14 protein-coding genes and 1 tRNA gene are annotated in these 14,539 nt (G+C 70.3%); 10 read left to right on the top strand and 5 right to left on the bottom strand.

The genetic code is table 11. The features are described from left to right. Window positions 1-31: 31 nt before the first annotated feature. Window positions 32-119, bottom strand: a tRNA-Leu gene (locus ABTZ94_RS29950). 181 nt (window positions 120-300) lie between these two features. Here ABTZ94_RS29950 and ABTZ94_RS29945 point away from each other — a divergent pair. From ABTZ94_RS29945 to ABTZ94_RS29935, 3 genes are all read left to right on the top strand, one after another. Further along, window positions 301-1,626: a M20/M25/M40 family metallo-hydrolase gene (locus ABTZ94_RS29945; protein ID WP_351205319.1), complete on the top strand. Its 1,326-nt coding sequence runs from the start codon at window positions 301-303 to the stop codon at window positions 1,624-1,626. 164 nt (window positions 1,627-1,790) lie between these two features. Beyond that, a complete protein-coding gene (chpH, locus tag ABTZ94_RS29940; protein ID WP_351205317.1) occupies window positions 1,791-2,024 on the top strand; it encodes a chaplin ChpH in 234 nt (77 codons plus the stop codon). Window positions 2,025-2,162: 138 nt separating this feature from the next. Continuing rightward, window positions 2,163-2,903, top strand: a complete 741-nt coding sequence (locus tag ABTZ94_RS29935; protein ID WP_351205315.1) for a chaplin — start codon at window positions 2,163-2,165, stop codon at window positions 2,901-2,903. A 67-nt stretch (window positions 2,904-2,970) separates the two neighbouring features. Here ABTZ94_RS29935 and ABTZ94_RS29930 read toward each other — a convergent pair whose 3' ends face one another. Next, on the bottom strand, window positions 2,971-3,159 hold the full coding sequence (locus tag ABTZ94_RS29930; RefSeq protein WP_030918345.1) for a DUF5703 family protein: 189 nt from the start codon (window positions 3,157-3,159) through the stop codon (window positions 2,971-2,973). Between the two features lie 47 nt (window positions 3,160-3,206). Between ABTZ94_RS29930 and ABTZ94_RS29925 the strand changes: the two genes are divergently transcribed. Then, window positions 3,207-3,866 carry a hypothetical protein gene (locus ABTZ94_RS29925; protein ID WP_351205313.1) on the top strand — a complete coding sequence of 220 codons (660 nt, stop codon included), beginning with the start codon at window positions 3,207-3,209 and terminating at the stop codon, window positions 3,864-3,866. Window positions 3,867-3,929: 63 nt separating this feature from the next. Here ABTZ94_RS29925 and ABTZ94_RS29920 read toward each other — a convergent pair whose 3' ends face one another. Beyond that, entirely contained in the window at window positions 3,930-6,284 is a 2,355-nt protein-coding gene (locus ABTZ94_RS29920; RefSeq protein ID WP_351205311.1) for a helix-hairpin-helix domain-containing protein, read from the bottom strand. Further along, window positions 6,281-7,264: an aldo/keto reductase gene (locus tag ABTZ94_RS29915; RefSeq protein ID WP_351205309.1), complete on the bottom strand. Its 984-nt coding sequence runs from the start codon at window positions 7,262-7,264 to the stop codon at window positions 6,281-6,283. The genes ABTZ94_RS29920 and ABTZ94_RS29915 overlap by 4 nt, the downstream gene beginning before the upstream one ends. Before the next feature lie 140 nt (window positions 7,265-7,404). On the opposite strand from ABTZ94_RS29915, the gene ABTZ94_RS29910 reads away from it, so the two are divergent. Together ABTZ94_RS29910 and ABTZ94_RS29905 are read left to right on the top strand one after the other, a co-directional pair. Beyond that, complete coding sequence (locus tag ABTZ94_RS29910) at window positions 7,405-8,454, top strand: LLM class F420-dependent oxidoreductase (protein WP_351205307.1); 1,050 nt, start codon at window positions 7,405-7,407, stop codon at window positions 8,452-8,454. Window positions 8,455-8,757: 303 nt separating this feature from the next. After that, a complete protein-coding gene (locus ABTZ94_RS29905) occupies window positions 8,758-9,546 on the top strand; it encodes a ferritin-like domain-containing protein (protein ID WP_351205305.1) in 789 nt (262 codons plus the stop codon). A gap of 25 nt (window positions 9,547-9,571) precedes the next feature. On the opposite strand, the gene corA is transcribed toward ABTZ94_RS29905, so the two are convergent. Continuing rightward, the gene (gene corA, locus ABTZ94_RS29900; RefSeq protein ID WP_351205321.1) at window positions 9,572-10,567 is read right to left on the bottom strand and encodes a magnesium/cobalt transporter CorA; all 996 of its coding nucleotides are present in this window, start codon (window positions 10,565-10,567) and stop codon (window positions 9,572-9,574) included. A gap of 59 nt (window positions 10,568-10,626) precedes the next feature. Between corA and ABTZ94_RS29895 the strand changes: the two genes are divergently transcribed. The 4 genes from ABTZ94_RS29895 to mshC all read left to right on the top strand — a co-directional run bounded on the left by ABTZ94_RS29895 (window position 10,627) and on the right by mshC (window position 14,243). Then, window positions 10,627-11,349, top strand: a complete 723-nt coding sequence (locus ABTZ94_RS29895) for a histidine phosphatase family protein (RefSeq protein ID WP_351205303.1) — start codon at window positions 10,627-10,629, stop codon at window positions 11,347-11,349. A 105-nt stretch (window positions 11,350-11,454) separates the two neighbouring features. Next, window positions 11,455-12,045 carry a DUF3090 domain-containing protein gene (locus ABTZ94_RS29890; RefSeq protein WP_351084196.1) on the top strand — a complete coding sequence of 197 codons (591 nt, stop codon included), beginning with the start codon at window positions 11,455-11,457 and terminating at the stop codon, window positions 12,043-12,045. Then, the gene (locus ABTZ94_RS29885; protein ID WP_351205301.1) at window positions 12,009-12,863 is read left to right on the top strand and encodes an SCO1664 family protein; all 855 of its coding nucleotides are present in this window, start codon (window positions 12,009-12,011) and stop codon (window positions 12,861-12,863) included. Before ABTZ94_RS29890 ends, ABTZ94_RS29885 begins: the two co-directional genes overlap by 37 nt. A 150-nt stretch (window positions 12,864-13,013) precedes the next feature. Further along, window positions 13,014-14,243 carry a cysteine--1-D-myo-inosityl 2-amino-2-deoxy-alpha-D-glucopyranoside ligase gene (gene mshC / locus ABTZ94_RS29880; RefSeq protein WP_351205299.1) on the top strand — a complete coding sequence of 410 codons (1,230 nt, stop codon included), beginning with the start codon at window positions 13,014-13,016 and terminating at the stop codon, window positions 14,241-14,243. Window positions 14,244-14,539 lie beyond the last annotated feature (296 nt).

The following is a 14,539-nucleotide window of genomic DNA, read 5'->3' as shown; positions in this document are numbered from 1 at the left end:
GCAAAGACCCCAGTTCATCTGGGGTCTTAGCTGGTGTCCGAGGGGGGACTTGAACCCCCACGCCCGATAAAGGGCACTAGCACCTCAAGCTAGCGCGTCTGCCATTCCGCCACCCGGACAAGGTGTCTGTCTCGCGGGCCCGGCCCGTTCCGACGTGGAAAACAATAGCAAACATTCGGGGTGCTCGATCACGCCAGGGGGAGCGTGAAGGGCACATGACGAGGAGTGGGGGCCTTGGGTGTGCGGGCCAGGCGCGGGAGGATGAGCGGGAGCACCACGGCGACAGCGGAAGGAAGCAGTGTGAGCGAGACCAACGCGGCCCGGAGCGTCTCGGGCGAGGACGAGGTCGTGGACCTCTGTCGTGAGCTGATCCGGATTGACACCAGTAACTATGGGGACCACTCGGGCCCGGGGGAGCGGGTCGCCGCCGAGTACGTCGCGGAGAAGCTCGCCGAGGTCGGGCTGGAGCCGCAGATCTTCGAGTCCCACAAGGGCCGGGCCTCGACCGTGGCGCGGATCGAGGGCGAGGACCCGTCCAAGCCCGCGCTGCTGATCCACGGCCACACCGATGTGGTTCCGGCCAATGCTCACGACTGGACGCACCACCCGTTCTCGGGCGAGGTCGCGGACGGCTGTGTGTGGGGCCGCGGCGCGGTCGACATGAAGGACATGGACGCGATGACCCTCGCGGTCGTCCGCGACCGGATGCGTAGTGGCCGCAAGCCCCCGCGCGACATCGTGCTGGCCTTCCTCGCGGACGAGGAGGCGGGCGGTACGTACGGTGCGCGGTATCTCGTGGACAAGCACCCCGGCCTCTTCGAGGGCGTCACCGAGGCGATCGGCGAGGTCGGCGGCTTCTCCTTCACGGTGAACGAGAAGCTGCGGCTCTACCTCGTCGAGACTGCCGAGAAGGGCATGCACTGGATGCGGCTCACTGTGGACGGCACCGCCGGCCACGGCTCGATGACCAACAGCGACAACGCGATCACCGAGCTGTGCGAGGCGGTCGGACGGCTGGGGCGGCACGAGTGGCCGGTCCGGGTGACCAAGACCGTACGGTCCTTCCTCGACGAGCTGTCCGATGCGCTCGGCACCCCGCTCGACCCGGAGGACATGGAGGCCACGCTGACCAAGCTGGGCGGCATCGCCAAGATGATCGGCGCCACGCTCCGTAACTCGGCCGCTCCCACCATGCTCGGCGCCGGCTACAAGGTGAACGTGATCCCCGGTCAGGCCACCGCCCATGTCGACGGCCGCTTCCTGCCCGGTTTCGAGGACGAGTTCCTGGCCGATCTGGACCGGATCCTCGGCCCGCGGGTGAAGCGCGAGGACGTGCACGGGGACAAGGCGTTGGAGACCAGTTTCGACGGTTCGCTCGTGGATGCGATGCAGGTCGCCCTCAAGGCGGAGGACCCGATCGCGCGTGCCGTCCCTTACATGCTTTCCGGCGGTACCGACGCCAAGTCCTTCGACGACCTCGGTATCCGCTGCTTCGGGTTCGCCCCGCTGAAGCTGCCGCCGGAGCTCGACTTCGCAGGGATGTTCCACGGTGTGGACGAGCGTGTACCGGTGGACGGTCTGCAGTTCGGTGTGCGGGTGCTCGACCGGTTCATCGACAACTGCTGAGTCTCTGCCGCTTTTCCGCCGATTCTCCGCGTCAACAATCGCCAGCGTGTGCGCATTTGACCGGAACGAGTGAACGGAACCATAAGCTCGTAGCCCAATTACTTTTTCCTCGTTACAAGTGATGCGGTCCGCGGCTGGGACCGCATTGCCAACTAGGAGGAATAATGATCAAGAAGGTCGTCGCTGCTGCGGCTGTTACTGGTGGTCTGGTGCTCGCGGGTGCGGGCATGGCCGTCGCGGACTCCGGTGGCCAGGGCGCCGCTGTCGGCAGCCCCGGTGTGGCCTCGGGCAACGTCATCCAGGCGCCCGTGCACGTGCCGGTGAACGTGTGTGGCAACACGGTCTCCGTGATCGGGCTGCTGAACCCCGCCTTCGGCAACACCTGCGTCAACAGCTGACGTTGTGCGTCAACCCGTAAGGGTTTGAATCCGGTTGGCCCCGGAGTGCACGCCATGCACTCCGGGGTCGCTGGGTGATCCGCCCCCGCACGGTCAAGTCCGGGGGTATTCCGGAAGGTAGAAGGCAGGAATCAACCTATGCGACAGGTCACGCGTAAAGGCCTGATCACCATGGCAGCTGCGGGCGGCGTGCTCGCGCTGGGTGGCGGTTATGCGCACGCCGACGCGGGAGCGGCCGGCGGCGCATCGAATTCCCCTGGGGTGCTTTCAGGGAATTCGGTCCAGATCCCGGTCGACGTACCGGTCAACGTATGCGGTAACTCCGTGAACGTAGTGGGGCTGCTCAACCCGGCGGCGGGAAACACCTGTAGGAACGGTTCGCAGAGCGCTGCTTCGGGCCGGCACGCCTCGGGCAGCCAGGCGTCCGGCGACCTGACCCGGACACACCGGGCGGGGACGGGCAAGCACCGGGCGGTCACGAGCGATACCAAGAGCGGGGCAACGGCCCAGGCGGTCACGAGCGGCTCGCCCGGTCTGCTTTCGGGCAACAACGTCGCGGTGCCCATCGACATCCCCGTGAACGCCTGCGGGAACAGCGTCACCATCGGCGGACTGCTCAACTCCGCCTCCGGCAACAACTGCGGAAACGGTGCGGACGTCGTCACGCCACCGGTCGGCACTCCGGTCACCCCGGTCACGGAGAACCGACCCCCGGCACCCGAACCGCCAACCGTGTCGAACGCGCACGAGACGCAGAACGTTGCGCAGCTCGCACACACCGGAGCGGGCGGGCTCGACCTGCTGGTTCCGGCGAGCGCGGGTCTGCTGCTGGCCGGTGCGGGCACGGTGCTGTACCGCCGCGCCCGGATGTCCGCATAGCGGACCGAGGCGGCGAAGCAAGCACGGCGAAAGGAGCGGGCCCCGCGACTGCGGGGCCCGCTCCGTCTCACCAGGTGGCCCGGAGCTGGCGGATGATCCGCCGGCGCAGCCGCACCCTGCGGCTTCCGTCACGGCGCAGCGTCAGTCGGTCCAACTCCCAGTGCCCGTACTCGGCATGGTCGGTCAGCAGGCGGGCCGTCTCCTTCCGGGACACCCCGCGCGGTACGTACACATCGACAAATTCGTATTCCGGCATCGCATCTATTGTGCGGGCAGAGCCCGTGTACGGATAGCGTCTGCACTATGTCTGATGCTGCGCAGCCCACCGCTGCCGAGGTACGCGCCGCCGCCGAAGCGATCAAAGCCGCGCTCGACCATCACCTCAAGGCGGTCGAACGCCGGACAGGGGACGACGATCCCGCTGTCTATGACGCGTTCAATGCACTGGCCGCTGCCGCCGAGTTCTACGACGAACTGCTCTACGACCGCTACGACGAGGTCACCCCTTTCGAGATCCCGGGTGCGGAGGATTCCCTGCCGCCGTACAACGGCCCCGAGGAGCCGAGCGCGCTGAGTGTGCTGATCCGGCGCGACTACGCGGTGGTGGAGCCGCCGCGGCTGCTCGCACAGGCCCAGCGGATCGCTGACCTCGATCCGGACGACCGCGCCGGTGGGAGCGCCGCGGTGGTCGGCTCCAGCGTCCATGCCGCGCTCGGAGTGCTCTTCGGTGAGTACGAACCGGACGAGATCGCTTCCCGGCATACGGAGTTCGGTCTGGAGGAGGGCGACTCCACGCTCTGGGTCACGGCTGCGGAGGAGCTGCCCGAGGCGGGGGAGTGGCTCGGCGCACCGTTCGACGAAGCGGACCCGCAGCTGGTGGTCTGCCGCTTCGACGTCAGCGCCGTCTTCGATGAGGACGAATCGGACGTGGAGCCGGACGGCCTGGTGGTGGACAGCTCCTGATCCGTCCGCCGGACGGGCTCGGAACCGAGCCCGTCCGGCAGTGGGGGACAAGGCGCGCCCCGGTCATCCGGCCGGAGCCTCCAGCAGGGTGCGCAGTCGCGTCGTGCGGTCCTGGGCCGGGGACTGGGCGACCGCGCGCTGGAGCGCCTGATCCACCCCGTGCACGACGGACAGATGCCGCTCCCCGCGGCTGAAGGCGGTGTACACCCAGGGGCGGCTCAGCCCTTGGGCGGCGTCACCCGGCAGCACGACGACAACTGCGGGCCACCGCATCCCAGCCGCCTGGTGGGCGCTGAGGGCCCAGCCGTGGCGTACGGACGACTCCACCCGCTCCTGCGGTACGACGACCTTCGTGCCCGCGCAGTCCAGGTGCAGGCCCTCGGCGTCGGCCGAGACGACCACCCCGGGCACGGTCCTGCCAGGCGTCGGGACATGGACGACACGGTCGCCCGGGTCGAAGCCGCCGAACCGCCCCGGACCGGGGTTGAGCCGCTGCTTCAGTGCCGCGTTCAACGCCCGGGTGCCCGCCGAGCCGCCGTGGCCGACGGTGATCACCTGGGTGTCGGCCGACGGTACGCCGATGGCGCGCGGCACCGAGTCGGCGACCAGTTGCACGGTGCGGTGCACCGCCTCGCCCGCGTCGCGCACGGGGACGATCACCACCTCCTTGCCGGGCGCCGCGACCTGGTTCAGCTCACCGATGCCGATGCCGGAGACCAGTTCGCCGATCGGTCCCGGATCCGGCGTACGGGACACGATCTGCGGGCAGGCACGGGCCGCCAGCACATCGGCGAACACCCGCCCCGCACCTGCCGAGCCCAGCACGCCCGGGTCGCCGCTGAGTACCAGCCGGGCGCCGTCGGCCAGGGACTCCACGAGGATCGCGGCGGTCTCGACGTCCAGCTGCGGGGCGTCCAGCACGACGAGCAGGTCGACGGCGATCGCTCCTTCCGCGTCCCGCCCCGGGCCCTCAGTGCCGGAGAGCAGCCCGGCGAGTGTGACGGCCGTCGACGGGTCGCCGGTCGCCTCGGCCAGCCGGCGCCTGCCGTCGACGCTGTGCACGGCACCCAGGGCGCGCAGTCCGAGGCCGCGGGCCGCGGTGATCAGCGCGGCGGGTTCGGCCCTGGCCGCCTCGCCGCCGGTGTGCGCCACCAGGCCATGGGCCGCGACCGCGCGGATCAGCTCGGCCGCCGACGGGGAGCCCGCGGCCGACGCCGACTCCGTCCAGTCGGCGTCCTTCTCACAGGCGTTGATCAGGCGGGCCAGACCGTCGGCGAGGCTCTCCTCGGCGAGTGCGTACCGGTCGAGACCGAGCAGCACCTGCACCGGTTCCTGCCGGGCCCGGTCCTCCGCGCCTCCTTCGGCGTCCTCGCCGGGTTCCGCGGGTGCTTCGGACTCCTGGTCGTCCTGCCCGTCCTGGAAGACCAGGACGACACCCTCGGCGACGGCGTGCTGCACGGCCGCTTCGGGGTCGGCCACCGAGCGCTCGGCGAGCGCGGCACGTACCGCCGTCGCGTCCAGTGCCGTATGGCCCTGGAGCGCGGCCCGCTCCAGCAGCCAGCCGACCAGGGCCGCGGTGCGCCGCTCGTCGTCCGGACCGCACTCGGCGCCCAGCATGGCCCGTGCGAAACCGTCGGCCTGCTCGGGCCTGACTCCCGGCACGGCCAGCAACTGCCACGGGTCCTCGCGCAGGGCGTCGGCCGCCTGCGCACCGAGGGCCTCGGCCGCCGGGCGCGCCAGGGCTCCGGGCGCCCCGCCCTCGGCCAGTACGGCGGCCGCCGCGGCGACGGCCTCCGGTGAGGCTCCCTGCGGAGCCGGGGCCTGCTCGGGCGCGCGGGGGCGTACCGGAGCGGGTGTGTGAGCGGCCCGGCGAGGGGCGGCGGGTGCGGGCGAGTCGAAGAACGCGGCGGCGGACTGCTCACCGCTCTCCACAGCACGCACGGCCGCCAGCAGATCGGCCGCCTGGCCGCTCAGCTTCGCACCGGCGGCGATGGGGCCTTCCTTCTCGGCCTTGCGCTTCTCGATTCGCTCCCTCAGCTCACGCTGGGCGGCGAGCTCGGCCTCGGCCTCGGAGAGCGGTGCGGGGGCGGCGGCCGCCCCGTCCACGGCGCCGTCCGCCGCGGCTGCCTTGTCGGTGCCGGTCGTGTCGCCGGTCCCGTCGGCCGCTTGATCGGTGTATGTCATGCCGTCGGACCCGGCGCCGGCTTCGGCTGCCTCGTCGGTCCCGAAGGTCCCGGAGCCGTCGCCGTCCGTCTCCGCGGCGTCGGCGGCGTCATCGGCCGTCGTCGATCCCTCGCCCCCGTCGTGCCCCTCGTCCCCTGAGGGCGGAGCGGGCACGGCGGCGGAGGGGGCCGCGACAACGCTGTCGTCGTCGGCGGCCGGGGAGCCGGGGGTTTCCCCCCGGGGAAGCGCAGTCACAGCGTGCTCCAGTCCTGGTCGGGATAGCGGTGCACGGGCGCCGACACATCGTCGAGCGCCTGGCAGATCTCGTCAGGAAGACTAAGCGCCTCCACTGACAATGCCTCCGTGAGCTGCTGCGCGTTGCGCGCACCGACGATCGGGGCCACCACTCCCGGCCGGTCCCGCACCCAGGCGAGAGCTACCTGGAGCGCCGTCGTGGCCAGGCCGTCGGCCGCTGTCGCCACCGCGTCCACGATGCGGCGCGCCGGGTCGTCGAGATACGGCTCGACGAACGGGGCCAGTAGCTCCGAGGCGCCGCGTGAGTCCGCCGGAGTGCCCGTCCGGTACTTGCCGGTCAGGACCCCCCGGCCCAGCGGGGAGGAAGGCAGCAGCCCCAGGCCCAGATCGAGCGCGGCCGGCAGCACCTCGCGTTCCACGCCCCGCTGCAACAGGGAGTACTCCATCTGGGTGCTCGCCAGCCGGGTGCGCACCCCGGGCGAGGCGAGCTGCCAGGTCGCGGCCTTGGCCAGTTGCCAGCCGCAGAAGTTCGACACCCCCGCGTACCGGGCGCGGCCGGTGGACACTGCCAGGTCCACCGCCTGAAGGGTCTCCTCCAGCGGGGTCACGGGGTCGAAGGCATGGATCTGCCACAGATCCACGTAATCCGTACCGAGCCGTGCCAAGGAGGCGTCCAGCGCGGCCAGCAGATGACCGCGCGATCCGTTGAACCGGCGGTACGGGTCGGCCACGCTGCCCGCCTTCGTCGCGATGACCAGATCGCACCGTGGCACCAGGCCCTCGGTGAGTCGCCCGAGCAGATATTCGGCCTCCCCACCGCCGTACACATCAGCCGTGTCGACCAGCGTGCCGCCCGCCTCCCAGAAGACTTTCAGCTGTTCGGCAGCGTCGTGCTCGTCGGTGTCCCGGCCCCACGTCAGGGTGCCGAGCCCGATCCGGGACACTCGAAGGCCGGTGCGGCCGAGATGCCTCTGCTCCATGTGCGCTGAGATTACTGGCCAGAGCCCCACTCGGCGGAAGCCTGTGGACAACCCGGTATCAAGTCGCCCCTGCCGGAACCCGTTGCCGCGCGCTAGAGTCCGAAGCTCAGGGACGTTACTGATCAGTAAGGGGAGCGGCTATGCGGCTCGGCATCAATCTCGGTTACTGGGGCGCGGGAATGGACGGCGACAACCTCGCCGTCGCCCAGGAGGCCGACCGGCTCGGCTACGACGTCTGCTGGGCGGCCGAGGCATACGGCTCCGACGCGCCGACCGTGCTCTCCTGGGTCGCCGCCCAGACCGAATCGATCGACGTCGGTTCCGCGATCATGCAGATCCCAGCCCGCCAGCCCGCCATGACGGCGATGACCGCGGCCACCCTCGACTCGCTCTCCGGCGGCCGGTTCCGGCTCGGCCTCGGCGTGTCGGGACCGCAGGTCTCCGAGGGCTGGTACGGCGTCAAGTTCGACAAGCCGCTGGCCCGCACCCGGGAGTACGTCGAGATCGTCCGTCGGGCCATGTCCCGCGAGCGGCTCTCGTACGAGGGCGAGCACTGGACGCTTCCGCTGCCGGACGGTCCTGGCAAGCCGATCAAGCTCACCGTCCACCCGCAGCGCGAGCACATTCCGCTCTACATCGCCGCGATCGGCCCGAAGAACCTGGAGCAGACCGGCGAGATCGCCGACGGCGCGCTGCTGATCTTCCCGTCCGCGGAGCACCTTGAGGACACCGCGGTGAAGTACCTGCGGGCGGGCCGCGAGAAGACCGGCGGGACCATGGAGGGCTTCGACGTCTGCCCGACCCTGCCGCTCGCCGTCGGTGACGACATCAACGGCCTCGCGGACATGTTCCGTCCGTACACCGCGCTGTACGTGGGCGGTATGGGCAGCCGCAAGCAGAACTTCTACAACCAGCTCGCGCAGCGTATGGGGTACGAGAAGGAAGCCACCGAGATTCAGGACAAGTACCTGTCCGGTGACAAGCACGGTGCCGCTGCCGCTGTGCCGCACCAGCTGATCGACCAGACCACGCTGCTCGGATCGGTCGAGCGGATCGCCGAGCGGATGCAGGCGTACGCCGCGGCGGGTGTCACGACGCTGACTCTGGCTCCGGCCGGGTTCACGCTCGAAGAGCGGATCACAGCTCTGCGGGCCGGTACGGATGCGCTGGAGCGGTCCGGGCTCGCCTAGGGCCTTGGGGACGGCGCTACGGCCGTGGTGGGGGCTCGGGGGCCCCCGCCACGGCCGTTACCGCGTAACAACGCGTTCGGGGACGCGCGGTCACGCCTGTGGGCGTGCGGTTCGGGGCGGGGCCACCGGGGTGACGGTGCCGTCCTCGAACGCCGGACGGGCCGGGGATGTCGCCGGGAGGGCGGAGAGGGCCGGAAACCGGTCGCAGCCCCGTCCGGCGTAGCCGGGGGGCGTTCCTGTTGCCCGGGTGGGCGTGTCGCATTTGACTGGCGATGGTCGGATGCCGGTACGGAGGTGGCAGTGATGCTCTCGGCAAGGAACCTGTTCCAGGAGATTCTCGACGAGGACGAGTCGTTCCGGCTGTTCTGTTCCATCGCGGCCAGCGGAGAGTCCCAGGGCGGCTGGGAGAACGGGCGTATCGCGGCCCTCGTACCCGAGAGCCAACGGTCGCTGGCGCCCAAGATCGCGCGGCACGGCGCCGACGAGGACAAGCACGGCCGGATCTTCAACGCGCTGCTGAGGAAGCGCGGGCTGCAGCCGGTCGAGGTTCCGCACGAGACCGACTACACGATGCTGCTGGAGAAGCGGGGCATCGGCCTGGCCCATGAGCAGTTGGGGCGCCAGGAGCCGCTCTCCGAGCGCGACATCATCACCTACCTCGCCCACAGCCGGGTCACCGAACAGCGCGCCTCCGAGCAGATGGCGCTGCTGCGCAAATACTTCGCCGACCACCCCGACCTCGGCCACGCCGTGAAGATGATCTCGAACGACGAGGACAACCACCTGGCTTACTGCCACGAGGAGTTGCTACGTTTCGCCCGCTTCGGACACGGCCGCACGATCCAGCACATCCTGCGCGAGTGCGCGCTTGCCGAGATCCGGGTGTACCGCGACGTCAGCCTCGCCGTGATCGATCACATGGGCCGCATCCTGCACTGGCCCCGGGCCAAGGCGGCGGCGCTGGCCGCCGGGATCCACGGGGTCTACGCGTACGAACGGCTCATCGGATGGCGGCGCATGGTGAGCCTGGCGCCGCCCGAGCGCCGTGACGCATTGGGCGGTCCCGCGACGCAGGCGCCCGAGTTCGCCTGATCCGGGCGGTGCGCCCGGCCGCCCGTCAGAGCCAGCCGCGTCTCTTGAACAGCCGGTACAGGCCGAAGACCACGGAACCCATCAGCACGATCACCGCCGGATAGGCCCACACCCAGCGGAGTTCCGGCATGTGCTCGAAGTTCATGCCGTAGATTCCCGCCACCATGGTCGGTACGGCGGCCATCGCCGCCCAGGCCGAGATCTTTCGCATGTCGTCGTTCTGCCGCACACCCACCTGGGCCAGATGTGCCGAGAGGATGTCGGAGAGCAGCCGGTCCAGCCCCTCCACGTACTCGTTGGCGCGCGTCAGATGGTCGCTCACGTCGCGGAAGAACGGCTGCGAGTGTTCGTGGACGTACGGCACCTCCGCGCTCGCCAGCCGGGACATGGGGGCGCTCAGCGGACCCGTGGCCCGGCGGAACTCCATGATCTGCCGCTTGAAGGTGTAGATGCGGGACGCGGTGTTCTTGGTGTCCGCGGCGCCGGTCGGTGCGAACACCTCGGTCTCCAACTCCTCCAGGTCGACCTGGAGTTCACCCGCCACCTCGATGTAGTGGTCGACGACGGCGTCGCTGATCGCGTACAGGACAGCGGTCGGCCCGTGCTTGAGAACCTCCGGTTCGGACTCCAGACGGCGGCGTACCGCAGCGAGCGGGGCGCCCTTCCCGTGCCGTACCGTCACGACGAACGAATCGCCGATGAAGGCCATCAGCTCGTCGGTGGTGACCGTGTCGCTCAGGTGCTCGTACACCACCGGCTTGATGACCGCGAAGAGCGAGTCGTCGTACACCTCCAGCTTGGGCCGTTGGTGCGCGCTCAAGGCGTCCTCAACGGCCAGCGGATGGAGTCCGAACTCGCTGCTGACGCGTTCGATCTCCTGCTCCGTGGGCTCGTACAGCCCGATCCACAAAAACGCGTCCCCGGTGGCCCGTGCCTCTGCGAGGGCATCGGAGAGGTCGGCGGGGCCTTCGGTACGACGCCCGCCCCGGTAGATCGCACAGTCCACAATCACGGCGCGTATTCTTCCCTGCTCCGGTCGCCGGCGCACCTCATCGGCGGCAGCGGCCTACGCTGGCCCGTATGCCCACCCTGATCCTCGTACGCCATGGACGCTCCACCGCCAACACGGCCGGGGTGCTCGCGGGCCGCACCCCGGGTGTCTCGCTCGACGAGCGCGGTGCCGCCCAGGCCGCGGCGCTGCCCGGACGGCTGGCCGCACTGCCCCTCGCCGCCGCCGTCAGCAGCCCCCTGCAGCGCTGCAGGCAAACCCTGCAGCCGCTGCTCGAAGCCCGGCCGGAACTGGTGCTGCACACCGAGGAGCGGATCAGCGAGTGCGACTACGGCGACTGGTCGGGGCGCAAGCTGGCGGAACTCACCGACGAACCGCTGATGAGTGTCGTGCAACAGCATCCGTCGGCCGCGGCGTTCCCCGGCGGTGAGTCCATGCGCGCCATGCAGGCACGCGCCGTCGACGCCGTGCGGGAGTGGAACACGCGGATCGAGGCCGAGTACGGTGACGACGCCGCCTATGTGATGTGTTCGCACGGCGACATCATCAAGGCCCTCGTCGCTGACGCGCTCGGCATGCATCTCGACCTCTTCCAGCGGATCCAGGCCGACCCCTGTTCGGTCACCGCGATCCGCTACACCAGGCTGCGGCCCTTCCTGCTGCGGCTGGGCGACACGGGAGACCTCGCCCCGCTGGCGCCCCGTGAGCACACAGCCGGAACGGGCCACGGCCGGCGCCCGGCGGCGGACGCCGATGCGGACGCGGCGGTCGGGGGCGGTGCTGGGGCGCCGTGATCGCTTTGCGCAGTAGGGTGGACGCGCCGTAGGCGCCCTTCCCGGGGGAATCCCCCGGACCCCGGCCGCCCCTCATCTGCCGTCAATTTTCAAGGGAGACAGAACGTGTCCCGTCAGGTGTTCCTCTACGACCCCCCGGACCGCTTCGTGGCCGGTACGGTCGGGTTGCCTGGACGTCGTACGTTCTTCCTGCAGGCATCCTCAGGCGGACGCGTCACCAGCGTGGCCCTGGAGAAGACTCAGGTCGCCGCGCTCGCCGAGCGCATCGACGAACTGCTCGACGAAGTGGTGCGGCGGACCGGCGGGAACTCGCCGGTGCCCGCCGTGGCGCCGATGGATGTCACCGACACCGCGCCGCTCGACGCGCCCGTCGAGGAGGAGTTCCGGGTCGGCACGATGGCGCTCGCCTGGGACGGCGAGGAACAGCGCATGATCGTCGAGGCGCAGGCGCTGGTCGAGCTGGACGTGGACTCCGACGAGGATCTCGCGGAGGCCGAGGAGCGGTTGCTCCAGGACGAGGAGAACGGTCCGCCGATGCTCCGGGTCCGCCTCAGCGGCGCGCAGGCCCGCGCCTTCGCCAAGCGCGCCCTGGATGTCGTGAACGCCGGGCGCCCGCCGTGCCCGCTGTGCAGCCTGCCGCTCGACCCGGAAGGACACGTATGCCCGCGCCAGAACGGATACCGTCGCGGAGCCTGACCGACACCGAGCTGGTCACCGTCCTCGCCGAGGGCCTGCTCACCGTCCGCGGTCAGATCCGTGGGGCGTCCAACGCGGTGCTCTACTGCACGGTCGCCCACGGGGGCGACGAGGTGACGTGCGTCTACAAGCCCGTGGCCGGGGAACAGCCCCTGTGGGACTTCCCGGACGGCACGCTCGCCCAGCGGGAGGTGGCCGCGTACGAGATCTCCGAGGCGACCGGGTGGGGGCTCATACCACCCACCGTGCTGCGGGACGGGCCGTTCGGCGAGGGCATGTGCCAGCTGTGGATCGAAGCGGCGCCGGAGAGCGACGAGCCCTCCGTGGACGGTCGGTCCCCGCTCCTGGCGCTCGTCGAGGACGAGGAGCCGGGGGATGGCTGGAAGGCCGTCGCCCACGCCGAGGTCGGGGAGGGGAAGACGGCCCTGCTGGTGCACGCGGACGATCCGCGGCTGCGGCGGCTGGCGGTCCTGGATGCCGTGATCAACAACGGTGACCGCAAGGGCGGCCATCTGCTGCCCGCACCCGACGGCCGGCTCTACGGCATCGACCACGGAGTGACCTTCAACGCGGACGACAAGCTGCGCACCCTGCTCTGGGGGTGGGCGGGGGAGCCGTTGACGGCCGAGGCCGTCGAGGTCGTGGACCGGCTCGGCACGGAGCTCGCGCCCGGGAAATCGCTCGTCACCCGGCTGGCCGAGCTGATCACCGCGGTCGAGATCGAGGCGTTGCGGGGACGCGTGGAGGGGCTGAGGACGTCGGGGAGGCACCCGGAGCCGAGCGGTGAGTGGCCGTCGATCCCCTGGCCGCCGGTCTGACGAAATCAAGCCACTTTGGCGATTGAGGAGCGGAGTACGCGGGCGGGGCTCGTACCGGAGCAGATGACCCCACGCCGCGCAAGACCCCTCTTCGGCCAAGTTCCGGCATCCGGTTCGTATCCGGAACATGCATCCGGTTACGCTCGTGGCATGCATGCCTGGCCCGCTTCTGAGGTCCCCGCCCTGCCTGGCAAGGGCCGCGACCTTCGGATCCACGACACCGCGACCGGCGGACGGATCACTCTTGACCCCGGTCCCGTCGCCCGCATCTATGTCTGCGGCATCACGCCGTACGACGCGACCCACATGGGTCATGCGGCGACCTACAACGCGTTCGACCTCGTTCAGCGCGTGTGGCTCGACACCAAGCGGCAGGTTCACTATGTCCAGAACGTGACCGACGTGGACGACCCGCTGCTGGAGCGGGCCGTGCGCGACGGCCAGGACTGGACCGAGCTCGCCGAGCGCGAGACGGCTCTGTTCCGCGAGGACATGACTGCCCTGCGCATGCTTCCCCCGAAGCACTACATCGGTGCCGTCGAGTCGATACCGGGCATCGTCCCGCTCGTCGAACGGCTCCGGGACGCGGGCGCCGCCTACGAACTCGACGGGGATGTGTACTTCTCCGTCGAGACCGACCCGCGCTTCGGCGGGGTCTCGAACCTCGACGTCGAGGCGATGCGGCTGCTCTCCGCCGAGCGCGGCGGCGACCCGGAGCGCCCCGGCAAGAAGAACCCGCTCGACCCGATGCTCTGGATGGCCGCCCGTGAGGGCGAGCCGAGCTGGGACGGCGCCTCGCTCGGTCCCGGCCGGCCGGGCTGGCACATCGAGTGCGTCGCCATCGCCCTGGACCACCTCGGCATGGGCTTCGACGTCCAGGGAGGCGGGTCCGACCTCGCCTTCCCGCACCACGAGATGGGCGCCTCGCACGCCCAGGTGCTGACCGGCGAGCACCCGTTCGCCCAGGCGTATGTGCACGCCGGAATGGTCGCTCTGGACGGCGAGAAGATGTCCAAGTCCAAGGGCAACCTGGTCTTCGTCTCCAAGCTGCGCCATGACGGCGTGGACCCGGCGGCGATCCGCCTCGCGCTGTTGTCGCACCACTACCGGTCCGACTGGGAGTGGACCGATCAGGTGCTCGCCGATGCCGTCGAGCGGCTCGGACGGTGGCGATCCGCCGTCTCCCGGCCCGACGGGCTGCCTGCCGAGGCCCTGGTCGAGGAGGTCCGCGAGGCCCTCGCCGACGACCTGGACGCACCGGCCGCGCTGGCCGCCGTGGACCGCTGGGCCGAGCGTCAGAACGCCGAGGGCGGCACGGACGAGGGCGCACCCGGCCTCGTCTCGCGCACCGTCGACGCGCTGCTTGGCGTCGCTCTGTAGCGTCGCCCGTAAGTGCCGCACGCGGTGACAACCCGTTGGTTGCCATCCCATGAGCCGGCCTTGGACTTCTCCACGAAGTTCAGGGCCGGTTCCGTTTTGTCCGGATGCGCAAGTGCTCGATCCTGCGTTGAAGGCGCCCCTATGTAATCATCAATGCGCATCAGAATGACGGCAGTTGCAGCGTAGGGCGTGAAGGGCAGCCTGCCCTGCGAGTAGATGCCGGACTGGGCCGCGGCGCGGTTCACCTGTTCCTGAACGACCCGGACAGCACAGGAGCGCCGGGCGGGGATGTACCC

It is taken from the genome of Streptomyces sp. NPDC002785, assembly GCF_040295565.1.
Lineage (GTDB): Bacteria > Actinomycetota > Actinomycetes > Streptomycetales > Streptomycetaceae > Streptomyces.
Note: the sequence above shows the minus strand (reverse complement) of the source record. Positions and strands in the feature narration are given on the sequence as shown.